Source organism: Chryseobacterium sp. CBo1, assembly GCF_001693475.1.
Taxonomy (GTDB): domain Bacteria; phylum Bacteroidota; class Bacteroidia; order Flavobacteriales; family Weeksellaceae; genus Chryseobacterium; species Chryseobacterium formosense.
In genome coordinates this window covers 12,268-37,491 of record NZ_MAUH01000022.1, presented here as the reverse complement: position 1 = coordinate 37,491, position 25,224 = coordinate 12,268, and the positions used below count along the sequence as shown (strand labels likewise).

General features: G+C 32.7%; 18 protein-coding genes and 2 pseudogenes. 17 read left to right on the top strand and 3 right to left on the bottom strand.

Features of this window, described 5'->3' with window-relative positions:
- Window positions 1-526: 526 nt before the first annotated feature.
- Entirely contained in the window at window positions 527-973 is a 447-nt protein-coding gene (locus tag BA768_RS12590) for a hypothetical protein (protein ID WP_065721030.1), read from the top strand.
- Window positions 974-1,068: 95 nt separating this feature from the next.
- The gene (locus tag BA768_RS12585; protein WP_065721029.1) at window positions 1,069-2,334 is read left to right on the top strand and encodes a DUF3945 domain-containing protein; all 1,266 of its coding nucleotides are present in this window, start codon (window positions 1,069-1,071) and stop codon (window positions 2,332-2,334) included.
- 362 nt (window positions 2,335-2,696) lie between these two features.
- On the opposite strand, the gene BA768_RS12580 is transcribed toward BA768_RS12585, so the two are convergent.
- Window positions 2,697-2,912, bottom strand: coding sequence for a hypothetical protein (locus BA768_RS12580; protein ID WP_065721028.1), 216 nt, complete (start codon window positions 2,910-2,912; stop codon window positions 2,697-2,699).
- A 106-nt stretch (window positions 2,913-3,018) separates the two neighbouring features.
- Between BA768_RS12580 and BA768_RS12575 the strand changes: the two genes are divergently transcribed.
- The 8 genes from BA768_RS12575 (at window position 3,019) to BA768_RS12535 (ending at window position 12,802) form a co-directional block, all read left to right on the top strand.
- Window positions 3,019-4,098 (top strand): hypothetical protein, encoded by a 1,080-nt coding sequence (locus BA768_RS12575; protein WP_123947111.1) that lies wholly within the window; start codon window positions 3,019-3,021, stop codon window positions 4,096-4,098.
- Between the two features lie 105 nt (window positions 4,099-4,203).
- Entirely contained in the window at window positions 4,204-5,271 is a 1,068-nt protein-coding gene (locus BA768_RS12570) for a GTPase (protein ID WP_065721026.1), read from the top strand.
- A 400-nt stretch (window positions 5,272-5,671) separates the two neighbouring features.
- A complete protein-coding gene (locus BA768_RS12560) occupies window positions 5,672-6,151 on the top strand; it encodes a 3'-5' exonuclease (protein ID WP_065721024.1) in 480 nt (159 codons plus the stop codon).
- Complete coding sequence (locus BA768_RS12555; RefSeq protein ID WP_065721023.1) at window positions 6,141-7,784, top strand: DUF262 domain-containing protein; 1,644 nt, start codon at window positions 6,141-6,143, stop codon at window positions 7,782-7,784. Before BA768_RS12560 ends, BA768_RS12555 begins: the two co-directional genes overlap by 11 nt.
- Complete coding sequence (locus BA768_RS12550) at window positions 7,771-9,909, top strand: DUF262 domain-containing protein (protein WP_065721022.1); 2,139 nt, start codon at window positions 7,771-7,773, stop codon at window positions 9,907-9,909. Before BA768_RS12555 ends, BA768_RS12550 begins: the two co-directional genes overlap by 14 nt.
- A gap of 59 nt (window positions 9,910-9,968) precedes the next feature.
- Window positions 9,969-11,642: an ATP-binding protein gene (locus BA768_RS12545; protein ID WP_065721021.1), complete on the top strand. Its 1,674-nt coding sequence runs from the start codon at window positions 9,969-9,971 to the stop codon at window positions 11,640-11,642.
- Window positions 11,643-11,646: 4 nt separating this feature from the next.
- A complete protein-coding gene (locus BA768_RS12540) occupies window positions 11,647-11,880 on the top strand; it encodes a hypothetical protein (RefSeq protein ID WP_065721020.1) in 234 nt (77 codons plus the stop codon).
- Between the two features lie 16 nt (window positions 11,881-11,896).
- Window positions 11,897-12,802 carry a helix-turn-helix transcriptional regulator gene (locus BA768_RS12535; RefSeq protein ID WP_065721019.1) on the top strand — a complete coding sequence of 302 codons (906 nt, stop codon included), beginning with the start codon at window positions 11,897-11,899 and terminating at the stop codon, window positions 12,800-12,802.
- A 158-nt stretch (window positions 12,803-12,960) separates the two neighbouring features.
- On the opposite strand, the pseudogene BA768_RS12530 reads toward BA768_RS12535, so the two are convergent.
- A pseudogene (locus BA768_RS12530) lies at window positions 12,961-13,868 on the bottom strand (IS1595 family transposase).
- Between the two features lie 129 nt (window positions 13,869-13,997).
- Between BA768_RS12530 and BA768_RS21505 the strand changes: the two are divergent.
- Window positions 13,998-14,243, top strand: a complete 246-nt coding sequence (locus BA768_RS21505; protein ID WP_199771504.1) for a hypothetical protein — start codon at window positions 13,998-14,000, stop codon at window positions 14,241-14,243.
- Window positions 14,240-14,560: a hypothetical protein gene (locus BA768_RS21500; protein WP_199771505.1), complete on the top strand. Its 321-nt coding sequence runs from the start codon at window positions 14,240-14,242 to the stop codon at window positions 14,558-14,560. The genes BA768_RS21505 and BA768_RS21500 overlap by 4 nt, the downstream gene beginning before the upstream one ends.
- A gap of 114 nt (window positions 14,561-14,674) precedes the next feature.
- On the opposite strand, the pseudogene BA768_RS12520 reads toward BA768_RS21500, so the two are convergent.
- Window positions 14,675-15,205 (bottom strand): annotated as a pseudogene (locus BA768_RS12520) (IS3 family transposase); the annotation flags it as partial.
- 248 nt (window positions 15,206-15,453) lie between these two features.
- Here BA768_RS12520 and BA768_RS12515 point away from each other — a divergent pair.
- Genes BA768_RS12515 through BA768_RS12495 form a run of 5 tightly spaced genes read left to right on the top strand, consistent with a single transcriptional unit; the run spans window position 15,454 to window position 25,220 of the window.
- Window positions 15,454-16,065, top strand: coding sequence for an alpha-ketoglutarate-dependent dioxygenase AlkB family protein (locus tag BA768_RS12515; protein WP_065721018.1), 612 nt, complete (start codon window positions 15,454-15,456; stop codon window positions 16,063-16,065).
- Window position 16,066: 1 nt separating this feature from the next.
- The gene (locus BA768_RS12510; protein WP_065721017.1) at window positions 16,067-20,575 is read left to right on the top strand and encodes a DEAD/DEAH box helicase; all 4,509 of its coding nucleotides are present in this window, start codon (window positions 16,067-16,069) and stop codon (window positions 20,573-20,575) included.
- Window positions 20,553-21,236, top strand: coding sequence for a hypothetical protein (locus BA768_RS12505; protein ID WP_065721016.1), 684 nt, complete (start codon window positions 20,553-20,555; stop codon window positions 21,234-21,236). Before BA768_RS12510 ends, BA768_RS12505 begins: the two co-directional genes overlap by 23 nt.
- A gap of 50 nt (window positions 21,237-21,286) precedes the next feature.
- Complete coding sequence (locus BA768_RS12500; protein ID WP_065721015.1) at window positions 21,287-23,230, top strand: DUF262 domain-containing protein; 1,944 nt, start codon at window positions 21,287-21,289, stop codon at window positions 23,228-23,230.
- Window positions 23,231-23,288: 58 nt separating this feature from the next.
- Entirely contained in the window at window positions 23,289-25,220 is a 1,932-nt protein-coding gene (locus BA768_RS12495; protein WP_065721014.1) for a site-specific DNA-methyltransferase, read from the top strand.
- Window positions 25,221-25,224 lie beyond the last annotated feature (4 nt).

Below are 25,224 nucleotides of genomic sequence, written 5' to 3'. Positions count from 1 at the left end.
TGGATGGATGGATGGATGGATGGATGGATGGATGGATGGATGGATGGATGGATGGATGGATGGATGGATGGATGGATGGATGGATGGATGGATGGATGGATGGATGGATGGATGGATGGATGGATGGATGGATGGATGGATGGATGGCGTGTCAGTAGTTTTTTAGCTGGTAGGTTAGTGTAATTTGGTTCAGGTAGGTAGGTAGGTAGGTAGGTAGGTAGGTAGGTAGGTAGGTAGGTAGGTAGGTAGGTAGGTAGGTAGGTAGGTAGATGTTGTTTTTATTAAAGCAAGAGTTTTAGAATTTGAGGTAATTAATACTATATGGATTGATGCCTTGCTGGTTGGTTTGGTTTGATGCTTTAAGGTTTTTAATATAGTTTGAGTTGAATGGATGGGTAGTTCTTTATGTGAATAAGTTGGTTGATAAGATGAGAAATTATTGAGTGAGCAGTGACAGAAAATTAAAAACAATGGTTTGGAAAAGAAAACAATTATTAAAATGGTAAAATCAAAATGAATTTAAGTTATGAAGACAACATTTGAATTTTCAGTTGAATCGTTGCTTTTTGGGATAGAGAATCCTAAAGGCAATATCGAACAGGTTTTGTTTGCTAATAAGATGGCGAAACATGAAGGAATCTCGAATTGTAATCGGTTGGCAAAGTTGAGTTTTGCAGATGAATCGGTGAATAGAGCAGTGGCGGGAGCAGTTCCTTTGGATGAAACTTTGTTTCTCGGTTATGAAGGTTGGAGTGAAAGTGTTTTTCATTTGTGTATCCGAAGTGGAAGGACTACAATTCGTATGGCTACGGGGAGTTTTCCGAGTAGGGAAATTGTAATATATGAAGATTACATACATTCGATTCTTCTTAATAAATTGAATGAGAAGCAAATCAAAGAGGTTTTTGATTTTATCTGGAACAATCTGGATGTTATACAGCCGAAACCTGGCTATATGTTTAGGGAGGATTGAAAAAATGTAGGCTTAAAAATCTGAAATAAGTCTGAGATTCTTTTGAATTCTGAGAAAATACAAATCACAAAATAACAATTAATAAAAAAAATATCATGAATAATAGAGCATGTTATACAGCAAATTCAGCAGCCAGTACTTTATTGGTGCTTCGTCATAGCAGCAATTCCGTTGGGATTGTGCAGTCCGTAGCTCCCAACGGAAATCTTATTGAATTGGAGCCTGAAAGTAATGGTTTAGATACGATGATGCGGATTGATTCTACAGCAGGTTCTTTTACGGATTTCTATGCAGATTTTTATCATCAGCTTAAAAATCCTGACGAATTTTCGTTTTTCAAAGTGACGGAATTTGAAGCGCATGAAACAGCCAGAGGTTTGCAGGATTATGTAAATAGTTCTTCGACCGTTGAGAAAGAGGAATTGAAAAAGTATGAGGTTTCGATTGATACGGTGGATGCTTTGAGAAATAAAAAAAATCTGGATATAGATGGAGTTGGTCGGGGAAGTTCCTATAAGGAATCAAATTTTGTGGCTGTTAATCCAAAATATCGTTTTCAGATTGATGATGTGAATTGGGATGCTATGGCTGAAATAGGTCTTGATAAAGAAACGTTGGAGGAATTGGGTGTGTTGGAATGTTTGCTGAAAGGATATAAAACGTCGGTGCTAGTTCCTGTTAAGTGTGATAGTGGGATTTCGGGTGATACGGTTGGTGCACGGTTGCAGTTGAAGTTAGATGATAATGGGGAAGTGGTGGTTCATGTTCATCGGGTACAGAAAAGGGTTGATTTCAGAAAGAAATTTTTTGGACATAGGTTTTCAAAGGAGGATCGAGTGAACCTTTTAAGTTGCGGGAATATGGGGAGAGTAGTGGAGCTTGTTAATCCTGCTACGGGCGAAATCGTTCCGTCGCTTGTGAGTTTGGATAATTTAACCAATGAATTGTTTTCTTTGAGAATGGAATTTGTGAGGATTCCGAAGGTGATTTGTGGTGTGGATTTAAGCGAGGATCAAAAGGAGATTCTTCGTAGCGGAAAACAACTGTATGTTGAAAATATGTTGTCTAAAAGTAAAAGGCTTTTTAATGCGACATTACAGTTTAATGCGGAAAAGCAATGGGTGGAGTTTTTCTTTGATAATAAAGTAAAAGTTCAAAGTTTTTCTGATGGTATTGAAGTTGGAATTCCGACGACTTTTCGAGGGAAGTATCTTCGTAAGTGGCAGATGGATAAGTTGAGGGCTGGGGGTACGGCTTATATTAGTGGGTTGATTAGTGAGAAAGGTAAGGAGTATCAGGGGTATATTTGTTTTGATAGGGTAGAAAGGAGGATTTTGTTTTCTTTTAAAAAGCCGAGGTAGGATTTGATTTTGGTTTTGGGAAAGATTTATGAATTGATTTAGATTTTATAAAGTCAATTTTTGAAACTGCAAGTTGAAAGACTTGCAGTTTTTTATGCGGTATATCTATGCGTGGTTTTGGTTTTAAGGTATTGTAAATTTAAGATTAGTGATGAATGAATATTGTTGTTTCGGAATTCAGGATATGTTTTGGGAAAATGGCGTGGCAAAAATGCGATTCCTCTCTTTGGTCGGAACCGCATTTTTGCGAAAATCGGAAAAAGCATGTTTTTAAAACATTTATAGATGTGCACCATGTAATGTTTTAAAAAAAAAAGCTTTTAAATTTTATGATATTAAATTTAGAAAATTAAAATGTTGTTTTAGCTTGGTAATCTAAAGTATATTTTTTTTTTCAAAATAATCCCTAATTGAAATAATGTTTTTGCACCAAACTGTTTCCTGATTACATTCAGCCTCTTTTCAATTGTGCTAATGCTTACAGAAATACCGTTTTCTTTTTGAAGAGATAAGGCAATTTCATTTATCTGCAAACCGTTGGCTAAGCATTTTAATATAAGTAAATCTCTTTCTTCCATTTAAAAATTTTTATACGCTAAAAGTAATTATTAAATTTTATTCAACTTTATGGGAATCCACAATATTTATTTCCAGTAAGTTTATATATTTGATAAAATTTTAACCGTGAAAAAAACATTATTACTTACAGCTGTATTTTTCAGCCTATTCTTCCTTGCCCAACAATCAAAATTTTCTGGTAATTATTCGACAAAATCTCTAAAAGAAATTCAAAAAACAATTCCGCAAAATCAAAAGCATGAGTTTTATAAGCAATATTTCCGTGCACTTTATTTTGAGGAAATGAAACAAACTTTTAATTATAAAGATTATTCTGATGTCGTTTTGAAAAAGTTTACAGATACAATTTTTTCACTTTATGAAGGCGGTGAAGTCATAAATAATAAAGCCGAACTTTTCAAGCCTAGCATTACATTGGAAGAACATTTAGAATTATATAAAAAATATATGGCAGAGAATCCAAAAGAAACGGAGAAATATCTTGCTAGTGTATTAAAATTCAAGGATGACAAAGAAAAGAAAAAATATTTCGAAGATTTGAAATTACAGATGGGATCTTATTTTGATAAGGTTCAAAAATCTCCGGAACAACTGAAAGAACAATATGAGGAATTAGTTTCAAGAGAAAAAGAACAATTTGAAAATGATCCGTCTACAAGTATTGGTTTACAAAGGATTATTCAGAAACTTGATAAACGTTTTGCTACGCAAGAAACCTCTGAAGAGTTTATATTCTTGTTAGAGAAAAACTTTGGTGTTTTTGGATACTTTCCATTTCCATCCAATGAAGCCAATGAAAATTCTGTCTATGAATCAGTTCCTGGGGAAATTCTTACTTGCTCGAATGAAACAGGAACGGCAGATGGCAGGAGTTTCAAAAGCTACAAAATTACTCAAGACGAAATTATCCCAATCAATATTGATCCAACATCAGACGACAATTTTTATAAAAAAGTTGCGAAATATGCTAAAAAAGGATGGCGTACAGAGCCTAGAGCATTTTATGTAATAACAAAGAATAAGAATGGAGAATATGTAGTTTCTACAAGTATGTATACAGCAGATGACTTTAGCACAGCCCCATCGATGAGTATCGAATATAAAACCAAAGATTTTAAAAACTTTACACCTTTGCGATTTGCTAACAATGAGGATGAAAAGCTTGTTTGGAAGGAGATAAAGTAAAAAAAATGTTTTTCCTAAAGTCTGCCGCGTATTGACATAGTCTCTTGCTATTTTTACTAAATATTTAAAATTTCAAAGAATAAATAAAACTTAAAAAAAATTTACATGGAAAATCCCGAATTTGATCCAAAAGATTACGAAAATGCATTTAATCAATCGTACGATGAAAAGCATGAAGAATTTGAAAAAATAACAAATCAAAAATTAATCATCAGCCTCATTGGAAGCGTAAACGCAGGAAAATCATCTACGATTAATGCGTTGACGGGTAAAAATTACACAGAGGTTAAAGCTCGAGCTGGATGGACAAAAGATGTTTCTATATATGAACTTTCTAAAGGTGTATATATTGCTGATACACCTGGATTATTTGATATTGACTCGGACGTCAGTAAGAAAGCGTCTGACTTTGTGGAGAACACAGCTGATATTATTTTATATTTTATTAATGCCGCATCGGGAATGACAGCCCACGAAAAAAAAGCATTCCAAGAAATTGATAAGCTTGGTAAACCTGTTATTTTAGTTTTAAATAAAATTGATGCTTTGGATCCTAACGAGCGAGTAGATGTTTTAAACCAAATTAGAGAAGAAGTTGGTTATTCGGCAATTGCCATATCGTCTAAAACTGGAGAAGGTGTTCAACAATTACATTCAGAAATAGCGAAAACTTTAGAAACAATTGGTAAGGAATTACTGTTTTTAAAAGTATCAAAGTACAAAGAACAATCCGTAAAAAAGTTGATTAATATCGCTACGACAGCAGCAGCTGCTGTAGGAGCATTACCTATTCCCGGTGCCGATATTGTTGCACTTACGGGAATACAAACAACGCTTGCTTTAAAAATCGCCTATATTTATGATTTTGAACCAAGTAAACAAGATGTTATGAAAATCGTAGCATCTACTGTTACTGGTAGCGTAGGAAAGCAAATTTCGAGATGGGCAATAACTGCCTTGAAAGCTGCAGGATGGATTCCAGGAGCCCAATTTGTTGAAATCGCTACAATGGCAGTAGCATCTGCAGTGGCAGCTTCTATGACATTTGCTTTTGGATGGGCATGTAACGCATATTATAAAAGTGGAATGGTAATTAATCTAGATGATTTGTCAAAAATGTTTGATGACTTATACAAAAAACATAAGGCAGAAAATGAAGTTCAGAAAGTATAATTAAATTCAGTTTATACAACAAAAAGGTATCCAACGATACCTTTTTGTTTTTGACTATTTATACAAACAACCCAGCCACCTTTCGACTAAGTCTCCCTATATCTTTGCTTCCGAAAACAAGGAAAGCCAACACCTCTCAATCGAAGGCAAAACATAAATCTAATAAATTATGTCAAAATTTTACTGCAAATGGTGCGGTCACAAATCGTCAAGTGTTAGTTCACTAACAGCACTTTCATGCTCAAAAAATCCTGAAGGAAAAAAGCACGCATTATATGAAGGGACTGAAAAATCACAATATACGTGTAAATGTTGTGGCCATAAATCCTCAAGTTTAACAAGTCTGACCTCGCTTTCTTGCTCAAAAAGTCCGACCAAGAAACACCAACCCGCTTTATAGATGAAAAATTTCACAGCAATCGACTTTGAAACAGCTCAAGGTTATCAACACAGCATCTGTCAGGTGGGATTGGTACGTGTGGAAAATGGAGTGATCACCAATGAAGTCAATCTTTTGGTACAACCTCCGGATAATTATTACTGGCCAAAGTTTACAGACATCCATGGGATTACTCCCACGATGACCAGGAATGCTGCGACTTTCAACCAAGTTTGGCATCAACTTGAACCGTTTATTAGAGGACAAACCGCTGTGGCTCACAATGGTTTGTCTTTCGATTTTCCGGTACTTCAGAAAACACTGGAATATTATGGAATGAATGCGCCTGTGTACGAAAAACACTGCACTTATAGAATCTTTAAACAAAATCTGGCTTCACTTTGTAGTCAGTATAATATTTCATTAAACCACCATGATGCACTGAGCGATGCGAAAGCTTGTGCGGAGTTGTTTATAATACATTTGAAAAATGGGAAGTAAAATTAATATAAAAGATTATTTTGAAAAAGGAGTTTTTTTAATTCCTGAATATCAGCGAGGCTATAAGTGGTCTATTAAAGATTCTACCACGAACGAAAGTTCATTAGTTCATTTTATAAAGTCGCTCAAAAATGCCTACGAAAATGAAGTCAAAGAGTATTTCATTGAGGCCGTAACTATAGTAGAAGAAGATACAAAGATTATACTTGTCGATGGTCAGCAAAGAACAACATCTCTTTTTCTTCTGTTTTCATTTTTAGATGATAAAGATTTTATAGAAGATAAACTGATTTACGATGTGCGAATTGACAGTCATGAGTGGCTTAAAAATGATTTACCCGATTACAAGAATGGATCGAATGCTGACGATAGTCAAGATATATATTATTTTAAAGAAGCGATTAGTCAAATTAAAAATATTTTCAATGATACTTTAATCAGATCGGACTTTTTAGCGTATCTCAAGGAGAAAGTATTTTTACTTTACAATATTATACCTAAAGAAAAAGCAGTTAATACTTTTATTGCATTAAATGGCTTAAAAGCAATAATGAAAGATGAAGAATTAATTAAGTCTGATTTATTGATTAAATCATCAAGAATTCAAATTAACAGTGATCAGGATAAAGAGCACCAATTAGGAATTGAATGGAAAATTAATGAGGATCGCGGACGATTAGCCAGAAATTGGGACAAGTGGCTTTATTGGTGGAATCAAAATGAAGTAAAAGAATATTTTGGTACAGGAAACCATCATCCATTGTACTATCTTTTAATAACCTACTGGAACATAAACGACGAAAATAAAAAGTCAAAAGATTTTTCATTTGACAACTTTAAATCTCAATTTATAAGTGATGGTATCAGTGCAAAAAAACATTTTGAGGGGCTTAGAAAACTTCAAAAAACCTTTGAAGATTTATACAATCACCCACTAAATCATAATTTTTTAGGTTTAATTCTTAAAACCAGTAACTCTAAAGAAAGCTCTTTACGATATTTTTTAGATATAAAAAACACCAATAAAATTAAACTAGAAGAATATAGCAAGTGGTCTTTGATAGGAGCAACACATCTTGAAATCATAAATAATACAACTGAAAAAATTAATGGCTCTGAAACCGAAGAACATATAAGCATAAAAAAAAGAAAGGCTAAAGAAGTGATTGACTTGGTAAATGAAAAATTTGTTTACTGGAATGAAAACGATGCCGATTTCAAAGATTCTAGAAAAGAATATGCATTTCGTTTCTTATTACTCCTAAATATTTTGGAAGATAACAAACTTAAACGAAAATTTGATTTTTCTATTTGGGGAAGTCGATCTTTGGAGCATATTTTTCCGAAATCGAAAGGAAATATTTTAGATTTTAATAGAGATAATTACATCGAAGGTAGCATACATTGTATCGGGAATCTAGTATTACTTTATGGAAGGGATAATTCCGCCTTCGGAGCAAAAGATTTCTCAGAGAAAAAAAATACTTACTTTAATTCATCTATAACTTTCTCCAGTAGAAATCTATTACACACAATATCTGTGTTTTCAAAATCAGATTGGACAGAAAAAGAAATCCTTTCAAACAAAAAATCAATCATATCATACTTGAATAGTTATTATGGAATTAATTAATACACAAGAATACTCTTTAAAGCAACTTTTCTCTACTCCTAATAGAAAAATCATAATTCCAGATTTTCAACGAGATTATTGTTGGGGAGATGAGTCTCATGGGGAAAAGAATAATAAAGATATAGTTAGTGATTTTTTAGACACCTTATTTGACGAATTTAATAACAATAAATCTGAGATTTTATTAGGCAAAATAGATGCCTACGAAAATCCAACCAATCACATTTACCTAACAGACGGACAGCAAAGACTTACAACATTGTATCTCTTGATTGGAATGTTGCACAAAAAATTTGGAGAAACATGCTTGAAAAAATGTCTGATTTCTGATTTTGAAGAACTGCAAGATGATCAAGAACCTTATTTGCAATATGCGGTAAGAGAAACTACAGTATTCTTTTTGAGGGACTTGGTAAATGAATTTTTTATCAAAAAAAATGAACTTAAAGTTTCTGATGTAAAAAATCAAAATTGGTTTTTTAATGAGTATTCTTTAGACCCATCAATCGGAAGCATGTTATCAGCATTAGAAATTATTGAAAAAAAATCTGGTGATTTAACTTCAGACTTTTGTCATTTTGTAATTGAGAATATTAAAATTCAATACTACAATGTTGAAGATAAAAAGCATGGAGAAGAGCGATTTGTCATCATCAATACAACAGGGAAAAGTCTTACGGTTTCAGAAAACATAAAACCAATCTTATTAGGAAACACACAAAACTCTGAATTAGCAATACAGTGGGAAGAGAGAGAAACTTGGTTTTGGAAGAACAAAAAGAAGGATGAAAACATTTCAGATGAAGGTGTGAACGATTTTCTTACTTGGTATTTTAAAGTAAAAAAACAGCAAGAAGATATTGATATCATAAAGGAATCTAAATTTTCATTACGGAAAAATGATAACGAAGAGAATTTAAATAATATTCATATTTATTTTCAAGTTTTAAAAAATATTATTTTGTTACTTGGAATTGAAAAATTTCAAGATCAATTCAAATTCATCAATGATAATAAAATTGTATCAAACATTATTGATCTTAGAGAACTTAGTAGAGAAAGGCAACAAAATATTTTACTCCCATTACTTGCATTTATATCCAAATTTGGATTTGATACAGAATCTGCATATCAATTCCTTAGAAGATTAAGAAAAAATTATTTTGATTTAAAAAGAAAACATAGAAAACTCAACTATTTGGATTGGAAATATATACTCCAAATAATAGAAAAGTCTAATTCACTGCAAGAAATTCTATCTTTTGAGGTAGTGGAAACTTCATTTGAAAAGATTCAGAAGATTCCTGCACTTTGGTATAATGATGAAGAAAAAAAGAAAAGACAACTTTCTGAGCACAAGACTTTAATTGAAGAGTGGGAGGATCATCCCGACTTTATGGGAGACTTGTTTCCTCTTTTTGAAATTACACAAAACTCAGATATTTCTGACTTAGAAAAATTTTATAGAGTATATCTTAAAATAAATCCGATCCAATTTACTTATTCAACAAATATTAAATTAGGAAATCTTTATCGTTTAATGCTTTACCTAAATGATGGTAATTTTGAGCATCGAACAGTGGATGGTTGGGGCTATTGTATGCGTAATAAATCAGGAAAAAAATTATTTCTCCATACTAATTTCAATACAATTTGGAAAAAATTCGAGTCACATTCAGAAAAGGATCTCTTTGAGTTTTTTTATGATTTGCTGAAAGAATTTTTTAAGACCAGTGTACTACGACATAATAACGATATCGTTGAGTTTGAGGATATGATCAATGACACTCGTAATATTGGTCATTATGAAAGAGTTTTATTATGGGCGATTATGGAATTTTTGAATACTGATGCTGAATTATTTTTTAATGATAGTATCGCACAATTTTGGGAAAAGCCTAATCTAATTAGAATAAAAATGGAAACTCCTGACAGCTCATTAAATAGTTATTCTATTGGTAATTTACTTTTAGGTACAAGTTATTACAATAATAAAACTGGAAAATTTGACTATGATAAATACCCCTTAATGCAAAAATTGAATCAAAAAAATTCAAAAATAAGCCTTACTGAAATAGAAGAAAATGCAAATGAAATAATTAGTAAACTTAGAACCTTAAATTAAAATTTAAACCCCGCCACACCCTGTCCAACTCCCCATCTACCTTTGTCAAAAAAAGAGACATGGAGATTACAACAAAAAAACAAATACTTGAAAATATCGGGAAGGTCTATGAAAAAGCTAAAGGCTGTCGATTGGAAGAAAAGTTTTTTGACAGTGCTAAAACTGAACTTGAAAGCCTTTCCCGGTATTTCAATACTGATCAAACGCAAACCTTTTTTATTGCGATGGTTTTTACTTTCAATTATAAAGGAGATACGGCGGATCTGAGTAATTTAAGCGAATATTTTGACTGCAATCCTCTGGAGATGTTGAAATATCATCACAAATTGGAAAGTCTTTGCGAAAAAGGTTTTTTTACTAAAGAGAAATCTAAAAGAAGTCTGAAAATTTCTGGAGCGGGTGACAGATATACCATTGAAGAAAAATTATCTGAAGCAGTAATATGTGAACTTCCAATGCCTGAATTTTCAACAACAAACGTTTTGACAATCACAGATCTTCTCGAAAAACTTTACGATTTGGGCATAAAACGGGACGAAGATATTATTTCGACGATGACGCTTTTTAGAGAGACGCAGTTTAATATTGAGAAGAATACAAATCTTCCGCTGATTAAGCAAATCAGGCAGCTTGCATTAAGAATTGAAGATGCCTATCTTTTTCTCTATGTAATTTGGAAAACGATTTCCGGGAGCGAAACCACAGACATCGGCAGTGCGCTAGAAGGGATTTACGACATGAAGCAGGTAAGATTTGATGAGATACAGAAACTGATTTCGGAAGAACATATTTTAGTAAAAAACAAATGGATTGAAATTGTTCCTGCAGATTTTTTCAATGATACGGAAATGAAACTTACTGAACAGTCACTTCAAATGCTCAATGAATGCGATATCAAATTATTCCGTAAAAAACAGAAGAAAAGTAACGTCATTGAGCCGTCGGACATTGTTGAACGTGAGCTAATTTTCGATTCAAATGAAATGGCACAGCTCGAAACCATAAAAAAGTTGTTGCAGGAAGATAAATTTACTGCAACTCAAAAAAGGCTTGCAGAAAAAGGCTTGCCCAGAGGGATTACAGTTCTGCTACACGGATCTTCAGGAACAGGTAAAACAGAAATTGTAAAACAGCTGGCAAAAAATACCAACCGTCAGATTATGAAAGTGGATATCAGCCAAACAAAATCTAAATGGTTTGGTGACAGTGAGAAGTTGATTAAAAGAATTTTTACAGATTACACAGATTTTTCGAATGATTGCGATCAAATCCCAATTTTGCTGTTTAATGAAGCCGATGCAGTTATTTCAAAACGAAAAGAAATTAGCGACTCAAACACTGCGCAAACTGAAAATGCGTTGCAGAATATTCTCTTGGAAGAACTAGAAAACTTTGATGGTATTCTAATGGCAACCACCAATCTTGCGGAAAACCTGGATTCAGCTTTTGAAAGAAGATTTCTTTTTAAAATTAAATTTCAAATGCCAGATACAAAAATCAGATCTGAAATCTGGAAATTAAAACTTCCAAAGCTGAGCGAAAATGAATGTCAGGTTTTAGCAGAAAAATTCAGTTTCTCGGGTGGGCAAATTGAAAATATCATCCGGAAAAGCGAAATACAGGAAGTTGTTTTAGGTGAGCCTTCAAATTTAAAAAATATAGAACTGTTCTGCAGGGAAGAATTAATCACAAATCCGAGTTTTGCAATAGGTTTTAACAAAAAACTAAATTAAAAAGATGGCAACTATTACAAGTATGGGAATTAAACTCATCAGGATTTCTCCGGCTAATCCTTACCTTTTAGAAATTTCAGACAATGCCGGGATTTCGTGGACAGTAAGATTTCCAGGATCAAATGAAGTGGGAGAGTTCCATGATTTAAAAAGAAGAGGCGAAATTATTTTTGCGATGACTTCGACCGGAAAATTCAGGTCGGTAGACTCAGGAATGTACTGGATGAATATTTCTTAATTAAAATTACAAAATTATGGCAAAGCAGGAGCAAATGTTAAGGCTTCAATACATTAAGGAGCTTTTACAGAACCGAGGTAAACGAGGCGCAACTTATTCGGAAATTGATAAGTTTCTCGAAATAAAATTCGTCGAAGGGGAAAAGGAATTGAGTTTTTCAGAGCGTACCTTCAAGCGTGACCGGGAAGTCATGGAAAATGTTTTGGGAATTAAAATAATATTTGATTTCAGCAAAAAAATTTATTTTATTGAAAATGAAGAATTAACCAATGCCGAAGAATCTGTTTTTGATAATCTGCTTTTGGTGGAAGCTTACAGACAGACCAAAGCTAATTCCGAAATTATGTTTTTCGAGCCTAGAAAATCAAGAGGTTTAAACTTACTTCATGGAATCATTCATGCCATTCTTCATCAAAATGTTTTAAGTTTTACCTACACCAAATTCTGGACAGATGAAACTTCGAAGCGGGCCGTTGAACCATATGCATTAAAAGAATTTCAGCACCGTTGGTATCTTTTAGCAAATGAATTTAAAGGAGAAAAGTTCTTTATTAAGACCTATGCTTTAGACAGGATCACAGACCTGGAAATTAAAAGCACAAAATTCAGAAAGCAAGTCTACGATGTAAATGAAGCATTCAAAAACAGCTTCGGAATTATCTCTGCCGACGGCGAACCACAGGAAATCATCCTTTCTTTCGATTGGGAACAGGGAAATTACATTAAATCTTTACCGCTGCATCATTCTCAAAGTATTTTAAAAGAAGAAAATGGAAGGAGTTTTTTTAGATATTTCCTGTCAACGACCTATGATTTTAAAAAAGAGATTTTGTCTTTTGGGAATAGGGTAGTGGTGGTTGAGCCGGAGAATTTTCGGGAGGAAATTGTAGAAGATATAAAAAATATGATACAATTATATTAAGTTTAAAAATGTATCTTTGCAATACGGTTATAATGACTGTGTCCCTCAGGAAGTAATTTCTATAATTGCTTCCTGTTGTATTTTAAGTCTGATTTATTCTCAGCCAGTCTGAATTTTCTCTAAACTTATCGTTTTTTTGAATGTATATCCGTTTTCATTCATACTGCTGTAATGTTAGCAATAACGAGTCTTTCGAAGAGTTTGTCGCCAAAATATCTTCGATTTAGTTTGTAAATGAATTCGTTTAAATATAATTGAAGATACTTTCTTTTGATTTTATGATAATTTCCCAAAAGATTTCGTTTTGCATTACTAATGGTGATATGTACCCATTTTAAAGTTTCATTCGTCGTCTTCTCATTTGATTTTTCTGTGATGTGAAGCTCAACGAAATCCGAAATATCAACGTAAGAGGTACTTTTATCGGTGAAAACAATACTTTGATTATCAGTTGATTTCTTAATCGTTTCGTTGATTTCAAGTGAAAGATGGGTTTCCAAAACTTTGGCTTTAAAATATCTACATGATTTTGATATTTCACCTGTTTCTATACTTTCCAAAGGTGTAGATTCTGCCATCACTGCTACATTTTGTTTACCTGCGGCACCTCTTCCGCGTAGTCCTTTTTCCTGCTCAACCTCGCTAGATTCTACCGTAAAATAGCCTTCGTCAAACTCAATCATACCCTCCAAAGTATATCTTTCATCACGTTGGCCCATGGCTTTTCTCAGTTTATGAACCATAGCCCAAAACGGGCTCATATCGCTTCAATCCTAATTGTTTCTGGATTTCCTTAGCCGAGAAACCTTTCTTAGTGACACTCATCAAAAACATAGTTTTATACCAAATTAAAAACGAAAGATTAGAATTTTGCATAATCGTTCCGCTTTTCAACGAAGTTCTTTTACGGCATTTTTTACATTCATAAGTCCAGATGCTTTTTATCCAAAAAATGTTCCTTATGACCACATTTGCAAGCCACCCCAATTTTATCTCGCTGCTTCTTAAAATGAATTCTGCAATCTTCCTCTGTCCCAAAATGAGCTGTAAAGCTAAATATATCCATCTAATTATTTAAATTTCAGCTAAATGTACGAAATTATTTGTAATTACGGATATGCATTAAATGAAATGAAGAAAAAGCAGAAAAATCACCTGATAGATATTATGAATTTTGACGAAGAAATAGGTTTGTATGATTCATAGTGTTAGATATAAAGCGGTATTAGATACAAATGTAATCTTTCCTCTTGTAATACGAGATTTACTTTTCTGGTTTGCTCACTATGATCTTTACACTCCTAAGTGGAGTAGTAATATTTTTGATGAATTAAAAAGCGTAATGGTTAGGAAAGGTGTTGAAGAGCATGTTGCTGAAACCCGAGCTCAAAAAGCGAATATGGCTTTTCCAGATGCTTTAGTGAAAATTATCAAGGCTTGATTGATCAGTTAATATTACCTGATGCTGATGATAGACATGTTTTAGCAGCTGCTATCAAAACCAATGCAAATGTGATTGTCACAAATAATTTAAAAGATTTTCCTCAGGAATATTTGGAATCATTTGGATTGAAAGCAATAAGTGCTGATGACTTTCTTACCGACATTATTGATTTAAATCACGAAACTGCCGTTGCAGCATTTCGTGAACTGGTTTTGCACAAGAAAAATCCTGAAATGGATGAATATCAGGTTTTGGAAAGCTTCAGAAGAAATGGTCTTACCAATACTGCTGACTATCTGCATGCATTATTATAATAAATAATTCAAATTCATTGAGTCAAAGTATAACTTATAGATCTTAATAGCACTAAGAATTTATAATAATAAAAATCCTGCAGAGATAGACTGCACCCAAAAGTTTAGACAAAATTAAACAAAATTATTAAGGAAAAGAGTTCGGTACTGTACCGAGCTCTTTCCATTTAGATTTAATCGTATTCTGTCGTTGTTGTAATAAGTGATGTATTGTTTTATTTCTTTTTTCAACTCATTGATTGTTTTAAACTTTTTGGTATAAAACATCTCAGACTTCAGTGTTCCGAAAAAGTTTTCAATCACGGCATTGTCCAGACAGTTCCCTTTTCTGGACATACTGTGAATAATTCCTTTTTCTTTTAAGATATTTTGATATGCCTTCATCTGGTATTGCCAACCCTGATCTGAGCGTAAGATGATATTTTCTGTATTTTTAATTTTCTTTAAGCTCTTTTTCAGCATATCTGTAATCTGCGCAAAGACAGGTCTTTCTGAGAGATTATAGCTGATGATTTCATCGTTGAATAAATCGATTATCGGAGACAAATAAAGCTTGTTTCCAGAGACTTTAAACTCAGTTACATCAGTTGCCCATTTTTTGTTCGGCTGGCCGGCTTTAAAGTTTCTTTTCAAAATATTGGGCGCTATTGTAAATCGTCAGCAAAAAGTGGACATAAGACATTAAAAATTTAAGGAGTGTTTTCAAAAAAATAATTACATTTAATTATGGAAACACCTAAAAAGAAAAGTTCCGAAAAATTCGTAAAAGATCTGGTCTTCCGTATTTTGCATTCAAATTCTTTGATTATATTTACAAATTATACTTTTTATTATCAAGATTATAAAATAGGTTTGACAATATTTACAATAACCATTCTTAACATTTAATAAACATGATGCAATCTTTATTTGATAAAGATGAGAATTCCATAGAACCGATCGAGATAGATAATGGCATTTACATCTATAATCCTACTTTTTATGAAAAGGAAGTAGCCGATAGTTACTTTAGCGAACTCCTAAACTCGATTATTTGGGAACAGCAAAAGATGAATATGTATGGCAAGGAAGTGCTATTTCCTCGATTAACCACTTGGTATGGAGATAATGACAAACCATATTCTTTTTCTGGAATTACATTAAATCCACATGCATGGAATTCATTATTGCTAAATATTAAGAAGGACATTGAGAATCTTTCGGGATCTTCCTTTAATTCGGTTTTGTTAAATAGATATCGAGACGGAAATGATTCAATTTCATGGCATACTGATGCTGAAAAAGAACTTGGTGAAAATCCAGTTATCGCCTCAGTGAATTTTGGTGAGGAAAGAGTATTTCAATTGAAGCATAAAGATACTGGTGAGAGGATTGATATTCCTTTAAAGCATGGTAGTGTATTGATTATGATGGGTGAGTTACAACACTTTTGGAAACATCAGATTCCAAAATCTAAAAAAATACTAAAAGAGAGGATTAATTTAACTTTTCGGATGATTAAATAGTATGAATACCTTTCTAAATAAATTAAACGAATTACCCATACCCTCGTTTAATAATTTCCAAGAATTGTCTAGAAATGAGGTTAAGTCATATTCTAGAAATCAGAGAGATGTTTTTTATGATGAATTGAAAAGAGGCGTTGCTATGCTGAATACACATGAGCAAATGTGTCAGTACTTATACTCTTTTGGAAATATGCATCAATCAAAATTATTGGATGCTTTTGCAAGAATACCAAATGAAATTTTTGATAAACCTCTCCATATTATAGATTGGGGATGCGGACAGGCAATGGGTACAGTGAACTTCTTAGATTTTCTAATTTCAAAAAGTAAACTTACTAATGTTGAAAATATAACTTTAATCGAACCTTCTAATGCTTCAATAAAGAGAGGTCAATTGTTTGTCGAAAAGTACTTGAAAAATGGAGGTGACTTTAACCTAAAGACAATAAATAACTATTTTGAAAACATTTTATCCGAAGAAATAAAGACCAATAAAGGTGAAACAGTTATTCATATTTTTTCTAATATTTTAGATGTAGTTGAGATTGATTTAAAAAAATTAGCAAATCTCATTGATCAGAATGTTGTTTCTGATAATTTTTTAGTTTGCGTTGGGCCATTAAATCCTAACAATAGAAGAATAGATGCTTTTTTAGATTATTTCCAAAGAGATTTAATTAAAGAAACCTATGCTTTCGAAGATCGGTTTTACAAGGATAAGTGGACAAATAAAACTCGCATTTACAAACTCGAGGCCAATGAAAAAGGACATCTTATTCCTATTGAGTATTATCCTCCTGTACAGTTTCTTTGTGGCTATGAATTGGATATAGTAAAGAATAATAGAAAAATATCTGGTGAAAAGATTGGTTACGAATTAACGAATTTTGAAGTTGCGGCACCTTTCGATTTGGGAGCAAGTATTTATGAAGATGTACATCCTATTTTAGCAGTACTAAACAATATAGTTTGCAGAGGCCTTCCTACAAAATCAAGTGTATTTATTGAGAAGGCGTTTGAGAAAGCCTTTTCTAAAACTGAATATGCAGAAGAGTATGGTGAAATAAAATTTAATGCAAGAGAGAACTTTAATATTTCTGTTGAATCTTTGTGTGAAAAATACTTTAATAACAAGTTAGAAGTTGAAAATGATGACTTAATTAATTTACAACTTATTTTTTCACCACTTGCAATCTCGAGATTTCATAAAGTAATTATTGAAGCGTTAATTACTGGACACCTAGATATTAAATCTGCTCACTGGGAGATTCTTGTTGAGGAATTAGACATCCCATTTGCAGTATTAGCGATGCAGGATTTTAAAAACCTTTTTAACAATATTTGTCAGCTTTCAAGTGATTTTGCTGATTTACAATTACCACAGTATAATTTAACAGTTATCAATAAAACACAATTTGCAGCATCTCCATTGCATCAGGGTTCTAATGTGTTGAAAAATAATATGGACGGTGTAAAAGATAAAACCTATCATATGGTTTTAACACTTTCGATGTTGGATAATAAGATTGATCAAATTGAAAATTTCAGTGAATATCAAGTATATAATAATTGTTATTTCAACATAAAGTCAGCGGGCACCAATAGAAGTAAAAGACTAATTTATACTTCTAGTCTAATTGAGTATAGAAATATTGTTTCTAAAGACAATAGTGGTGAATTTACAGAAAATTCTGAAAGAGTAGATAATTTGACTTATTTTTTGCAATTACTTTTTCGGAAGAAAAGTTTTAGACCTGGTCAATTACCGATTTTGGATCGTGCATTACAGAACAAACCTGTAATTGGGTTACTTCCTACTGGTGGTGGTAAGTCGCTAACATATCAAATAGCAGCTTTGCTTCAGCCTGGTGTGACCATGATTATTGATCCATTAAAATCGTTGATGAAAGACCAATTTGATGGCTTAATTAGTAGTGGAATTGATTCTGCTGCTTATATAAATAGTACGCAATCTGCAGGGGAAAAAGCGATTATTGAAAAACAATTAGAGTCTTCTGAATTGAATTTCATCTTTTTGTCTCCAGAAAGATTATCGATAGCCACATTTAGAGAACGATTAAGGCATATGCATGACTACAGCGTGTATTTCTCTTATGGAGTTATTGACGAAGTACATTGTGTCTCTGAATGGGGACATGATTTTAGATTCTCATATTTGCACTTAGGTAGAAATCTGTATAATTACGTAAGATCAAAAGATAAAGAAATTTCTCTTTTTGGACTAACTGCAACCGCTTCTTTTGACGTTCTTGCAGATGTAGAGAGAGAGTTATCTGGCAATGGTGCATTTGAGTTAGACTCCGATGTAGTTGTGAGATTTGAGAATACCAATCGTTTAGAGTTGCAATATAAAATTGAAAAAGTAAGTTTACAATTTGATTTGGATCAACGTTTTGATACTAAAAATTTGATTGATCCATCTCTTCCAAGAGCTATCGATGTTAATTATGGTGGAAAGTGGAAGGCTTATGATTGTAAAGGTGCCTATTTACAAAATTATCTTACCAAAGTCCCTGCTTATGTTAACGAAATTCAAAGTACTGATAACATAAATTCTATTAAAAATGCTTTTGCTGAAAGACAGAATAATACATTCGGACAAGAACAGAATTTAGAAGTTGATATTGATCACAATTATTTTGTGGAGAAAAGTAACTATAAAGATGCTGGTATTGTTTTTTGTCCTCATGTTGATAATACTGGGGTTTCCGTAAATAAAAATGCATATAATTTAAAAACTGCAAATATTGTTGATACTGCATCATTTTCAGGAAAAGATAATGACGAGGATGCGATGCGGAATTTGGATATTTTCCGTGAAAACAAAAGTCCATTAATGGTTGCCACAAAGGCTTTTGGGATGGGGATAGATAAACCAAATGTTCGTTTTACGGTGAATATGAATTATTCTAGTTCTTTAGAAAGCTTTGTTCAAGAAGCAGGTCGAGCAGGTCGAGATCGTAGAATGGCTTTAGCTTCAATATTAGTCTCTGATTATTCATTGGTAACATTAAGTCAGCAATGCAATATTATTGCATTTCCAATAGGATTGTTAAAAGGTAAATGGTTTTATGAAGGTGATCTACAAAAAATTCTAAAATTCTATCAGCTTGAAGTTCCAGAAGAATTTATCATTAAAGCAAACCCAACTAACGATATAGTGAAGTTGCATTGTCATAAAGATAATAACATGTTCGAATCGGGAACTTGTGGACCTAGTTGTACCGAGTTTACGAGATGCGATCTCAAAAAGGTTAAAGCAGATAGTAAAGGTTGGATGCCTGAAGTGGAGTTGGTAGAGTCTATTCAAAATCAAAATTTAAAAATTAGTAAAAAACATTTTAATTATCTAAATCCTGATTATGAAACGATTATGTTCTTCTTTAACAATAATTTTAAAGGCGATCATATTGAGAAAAGATTCATGAATGATCTCTTAAGTCATAGTCAAATTTCTATCGAGGGTGATGATCAAATATACAATGGATTTTTAAGTTCTTTGTTAAAAAGTGCATTAGATCAAAGTATCGTTGTTTTTGTTCCTTATAACGATCAAGATTCTGCAGATATTCAAAAGGCAATTTATAGAATGTGCTGTATAGAGTTAATTGAAGACTTCACTCAAAATTATGACTCTAAAAAATTCAGAATTGTTACAAAACGAAAGGAAGAAGGGGAATATTTAAAAGGCTTAGAAAGATTTTTACTTCGATATTATACAGCTGATAGAGCTGCCTTAGAAATTGAAAAAGCAAGAGAAATTGATGTTAAAAGTGATGTTAATCCTTTGAAAAAAGAAATTTATCAATGTTTGGCCTATTTAACCACTTTTGTTTACGATAAAATTTCTGAAAAAAGGAAAAGAGCAATTGATGATATGCGTACCTTCTGTATAGAAGGAGCTGATGAGAATACGCATTGGATAACAAGAAATGAAATTCTTAAAGATTTCCTTTACTATTATTTCAACTCAAAATATGCAAAACCAGATTATAAATCGGACAATGGCGAAGCTTTTTCTTTGGTCGAAGATACAGATAGAGGCAAGGTTTCCTCAGAGGAAATAGTCTGGAAATATTTAAGAGTGATAGATGATGACCTTGTAGGTACGGGTACTCCATTAGACAATGTAAGGCATTTGTATGGTGCTGTTAGATTAATAAGTCGCTCTCTTACTGATAGTAATCCTGCACTTTATTTATTAGAATCCTTTTGCCTTCTTTATTTGGGTACAAAGGCTAATGAAAGTTTAATCAACCAGTTTTATATAAGGTATAAACAAGGTATGATTGAAGCTTCTAGAAGGGCGGAGCTTCAAAAGGATTTCTGGCAACTTTTTGAGAAGTACAATAAATTCGTTGAAAAGTTCAACACAGAAGTAGATTTTGAAAAACTAGAAATAGACGTTTTTTTACAAGTACATAACGCTCAACTCAATTTAATTAAAAACCAATATATTACAGATGAATACAACCCAAATAAATAATACGTTAGTAGAATTAGAAGATAATCTAAAACTTTTAAAATCTTCTCGTGAACAGGTAGATACTTTAGCTGAAAAAACTGAAAAACTGACTTCAAAATATAATGAGGTATTAAAGAATATTTCTAGTATTAATGCTGCATTACAAGCAGATGAAGTATCATTTAAAGAGAAATTTAATACGGCAATTTCAAATTTAGATAAAAATTTAGCTTCTGTACATCAGAATGTGGAATCTCAAACTTCAAGATTTTCGCAAAATGTTTCCAGTTCGATTGATAACTTCAAGATGATGTCAAATGGATCTATTAATGATTTTAGCGCACTATCTTCTGAAACTACACAAGCAGTAAAGGCAATTGTAAGCGATTTTGAACAACATGTAGAATCATCTACTAAAAATATTGAAGAAAAAATACAAAACTTTTCTACGAGAACTGAGACTAAATTTTCTGAACTTTCTAACAATGTGGATCAGAAAAAGAAGGAAATTGATGAAACTAATTTTTTTCAGCGACTCTCAAAAATTGAAAATGATATTGAGCAACTTTCAAAAAGCCATCTTATATTTCAAGAAAAAGCCAGTAAGAATAATACAATTTTAATGGCGATTATAGCTGTAGGATTTATTATTACTTGGATTCTGAGCTTTGTAGTAAAATAGCTAAATCTAGAAAGCACAAATACAAATCACAATCACTAATATGAAAAACTATGGCCAGTATTCTACCTTTTAAAGAAATTTTCAGAAACAAAATATTTAGAATTCCAGATTATCAGAGAGGATACTCTTGGGAGCAGTCTCAGTTAGACGATCTATGGGCTGATCTTACCAATATACATATTGCAAATGACGCATTCCACTTCACAGGAATAGTAACCATAAACAATTTTTCTGAACAAGATTTTAAATCTTTAGACAAGGAAGGCTTTTCTCACCTTATAAATCGTGATGATAATACTATTCTAATCAATGGAGAAACCTACGATCCTTGCAATTTGGTGGATGGGCAACAACGTCTTACAACAATATTAATATTGTTATCACAGCTGGTTAAAAGACTAAGAGATCCTGCGGAACGACTAAAATACAGCAGACAATATTTTTACATGCACGATGATAAAAACAGGTATTTATTTGGTTATCACGTAGATGTGCCATCTCATAATTATTTGATACATGATATCTTTGAAGATGATGATTATCAACCAGAACTAACTGAAACTTTATACACCCATAATCTAGATTTTGCAAAAAACTATTTCAATCAAAAATTAGAAGAATATAACGAAACCAATTGTCGAGATTTAATTAGTAAGGTAACGGATAGGCTTCTTTTTTCGGTTCTTAATTTAAGTGAAGCAGCGGGGAGTAATTTGGATATTTCTATGGTTTTTGAAACTTTAAACTTCAGAGGCAAGCAACTTTCTGGTTTAGAGCGTTTCAAAAATAGGGTATTGTATTTATTGTCTAAACAGAGTTTAAGCCAGACAAGAATTTCAAGTACCCGCAAAGACATCAATAAAACATGGCTAGAAATTTACAAATGGTTGGGTAGGAATCCAGATCCTAAAAAGGTGATGGATGATGATGCTTTTCTAAAAGCTTTTTGGTTATTGTATTTCTCTAATGAAACCATGGTGGCTAAAGATTTCAAAGCCTATCAAAAGAATTTATTTGAAAAAGATTTCAGCCTTCAAAACATACATGGAAATCATTTTATGAAACCGTCCGAGACTCAAAGTTGGTTAAAGAACATGAGAAGGGCAATTGTACTTTGGTATTTTATAAACAACCCTTATGAAGTTGAAAAGGATCCCGAATTCAAGTATTACTATACACCCGCAATACAACGCTCTTTGCTGCGTCTCAATAGTTTTCCTTTTGGTTACGGAAGGTATATGCTCAATTTAGTTTTGGCGGTTTTAGTGAGGTTGCTTCCAAAATGTCAAGATGGCTTGGCTTTAACGCCTCAGCAGGAGCTGGATGTCGAAAATATAGAAAAGTTCCTTTGGGCTGCTGAAAGACATAACATCATGTGCTTCCTTTTCCATGGCAACAAAACCAATTTTAATCAAGAAGCTACTTTCCGAGATGTAAATTGTTTTTTTAAAACGGGAAGAGCAGCTAATTCTAATGCTTCGCTAACCGAACTCTTGCTAAATTCTAGAGTAAGTCATTTTTCTTGGGATTTGGTAAATAGGAATTTAGCGGATGGACTTTATTTTTACAATTGGGACGGGATTCATTTTGTATTAAAAGAATATGAAGAACATATTTCTGGAGATATCATTCAAAAAGAAATTAGTGTCAACAAAATTTACCCCGAAAGCAGTCCATCTGTTCGTATTTTGTATCCAGAGATCAACCGATTTGGAGTCAACAAAAAAAGGAAATACTCGTATGCTTTAGGTAATCTTTTCATGTCGAATAATAACCATGGCGATAGAGATTTTGCGAGTCATAAAACGCGTATAGAAACTGCTATTGGTAGAAATAACTTAATCTACGAATCCGAAAAGCAATTATTAGATATCAAATCGTGGAACACGCAGGATATTGAAAGTAGAAGCAGAAATATTCTTAATGTTTTTGTGGAAAAATGGAATCTTCCAAATCCTGGTGAAAACTTCTGGAAGGATTATTTTGAAAATTAATTTGGTACTACCTCTATTTTAATAGTATTTTTAAAGATTATTTGCCGACAAATACCCCATGAACAAACAAGAGTTGATCGCAAAGATCAGAAAACTACAAGATATTACCAACGAAGAGCAAGCTTATCTTATTGAGTTGGTGAACAACAAAAAGAAATACGGCTTAGTATGGGAAGACAAACCCGAAGATGTAGAAGAGCAGCTTCGCCAGAGGCTTCCCGTTTTTAAAGAAGTAAAAGAACGCGCAATTATTTCTGAGGACAAAGAAGCACCCAACCATATTTTGATAGAAGGCGATAACTTACATGCTTTAACCGCTTTATCATACACCCACGAAGGGAAAATAGATGTCATCTACATAGATCCTCCATACAATACTGGGAAAGAAAATGAATTTAGATATAATGATAAGTGGATTTTAAAAGATGATCCATTTAAACATTCCACTTGGTTAGCGTTTATTTCAAAAAGATTAAAAGTTGCAAAACTATTATTAGCTGATGATGGCGTATTTATTTGTCATATTGATGAAAACGAGTTTGACGCATTAAACTTACTATTGGAGACAGAAGTTTTTACAACAGATGATTTTTTGGGAGTTATAATATGGAATAAGTTAAATCCAAAAGGTGAGGTTGTTGGAGTTGCGACAATGCATGAATATGTCTTAATTTATGCTAAGAATAAAGAAATTTTCAAAAATTCAAGTATAAATATTTTAAAAAGAGCCAAGCCTAATGCAACAAACATTCTAAATAAGGCTAAAAATTTATTCAATAAGATTGGTAAGTTGCAAATTCCTGAATCTATAAAAGAAGTTGTTAAGCCATTTAACTACTCTAAGGAAGTCTTGAAGGATTTTGAAGTTGTATATGATTTAGAATTAGTTAATGTGGAATTCCAATCTTGGTTGAGTAAGCAAGATTTTTCAGGAGGAGAAAAGGGATATAAATTTATTGATGAAAATGGTGATGTATATCAAAGTGTTTCAATGGCAGCTCCAGATAAGCCTGGAACGAGATCACATCGCCCATTAATCCATCCATTAACTAAAAAGGAATGTCCTGTTCCATCCAAAGGATGGAGAAATACTGATTCCACAATGGATTTTTATTTGGAGAATAATCTTGTAATTTTCGGTAAAGATGAAAAGACACAACCTCGAAGAAAATATTTACTTAAAGAAAATTTGTTAGAAGTAACTCCATCAATTTATAATAATGGTTCATCTGATGAAACTTTAATGAAAGATTTAGGCATTTCTTTTCCGTATCCAAAAGTTACTTCTGCTTCTAAATATCTGTTATCTAACATACATCCTAATCCTAAGATAATCCTAGACTTCTTCGCCGGCTCAGGGACGACTTTACATGCAACCATGGCGCTTAATGCAGAAGATGATGGCAATCGTCAGTGCATCTTGGTAACCAACAACGAAAACAAAATTGCAGAAGAAGTTACCTATGAGCGTAACAAACGAGTTATCCAAGGCTATACCAATGCTAAAGGCGATGAGGTAGAAGGTTTACACAATAATAACTTGCGTTATTTTCAATCAGATTTTGTCCCAAGCAACCGGTCTGAGCTTAACCGCAGGTTATTAACCGCGCGTTCTACAGATTTACTTTGCATCAAAGAAGATTGTTTCCTAGATCATACCGCAAATTTTGCAGTTTCAGAAAAACAAGCCAAAATCTTTACTAACGGTTTAGGTAAATATATGCTAGTTATCTACCATTCTCGCGATCAAGAAGCGGTTACACAGCAGCTTATAGAGATTATCCAAAATCTAGAGACTCAAGAAAAAGTAAAAATGTATGCATTCAGCCCAGAGAGAGAGTCTATAGAAGAAGATTTCTTCGAGGTGGCAGATAAGATAGAAGCTGTACCGTTGCCAGATAGTATTTATAATGCCTATCGTGCTACCTTCCGCACTCTAAAACTAGATAAAAAGCAAGCGGTAAAAAAAGAACCATCACAAGAAAACTAATGCC

Coding starts and splice junctions, on each gene's coding strand:
- BA768_RS12590 (WP_065721030.1), top strand. CDS start 527: ATGAAGACAACATTTGAATTTTCAGTTGAATCGTTGCTTTTTGGGATA.
- BA768_RS12585 (WP_065721029.1), top strand. CDS start 1,069: ATGAATAATAGAGCATGTTATACAGCAAATTCAGCAGCCAGTACTTTA.
- BA768_RS12580 (WP_065721028.1), bottom strand. CDS start 2,912: ATGGAAGAAAGAGATTTACTTATATTAAAATGCTTAGCCAACGGTTTG.
- BA768_RS12570 (WP_065721026.1), top strand. CDS start 4,204: ATGGAAAATCCCGAATTTGATCCAAAAGATTACGAAAATGCATTTAAT.
- BA768_RS12560 (WP_065721024.1), top strand. CDS start 5,672: ATGAAAAATTTCACAGCAATCGACTTTGAAACAGCTCAAGGTTATCAA.
- BA768_RS12555 (WP_065721023.1), top strand. CDS start 6,141: ATGGGAAGTAAAATTAATATAAAAGATTATTTTGAAAAAGGAGTTTTT.
- BA768_RS12550 (WP_065721022.1), top strand. CDS start 7,771: ATGGAATTAATTAATACACAAGAATACTCTTTAAAGCAACTTTTCTCT.
- BA768_RS12545 (WP_065721021.1), top strand. CDS start 9,969: ATGGAGATTACAACAAAAAAACAAATACTTGAAAATATCGGGAAGGTC.
- BA768_RS12540 (WP_065721020.1), top strand. CDS start 11,647: ATGGCAACTATTACAAGTATGGGAATTAAACTCATCAGGATTTCTCCG.
- BA768_RS12535 (WP_065721019.1), top strand. CDS start 11,897: ATGGCAAAGCAGGAGCAAATGTTAAGGCTTCAATACATTAAGGAGCTT.
- BA768_RS21505 (WP_199771504.1), top strand. CDS start 13,998: ATGATTCATAGTGTTAGATATAAAGCGGTATTAGATACAAATGTAATC.
- BA768_RS12515 (WP_065721018.1), top strand. CDS start 15,454: ATGATGCAATCTTTATTTGATAAAGATGAGAATTCCATAGAACCGATC.
- BA768_RS12510 (WP_065721017.1), top strand. CDS start 16,067: ATGAATACCTTTCTAAATAAATTAAACGAATTACCCATACCCTCGTTT.
- BA768_RS12505 (WP_065721016.1), top strand. CDS start 20,553: ATGAATACAACCCAAATAAATAATACGTTAGTAGAATTAGAAGATAAT.
- BA768_RS12500 (WP_065721015.1), top strand. CDS start 21,287: ATGGCCAGTATTCTACCTTTTAAAGAAATTTTCAGAAACAAAATATTT.
- BA768_RS12495 (WP_065721014.1), top strand. CDS start 23,289: ATGAACAAACAAGAGTTGATCGCAAAGATCAGAAAACTACAAGATATT.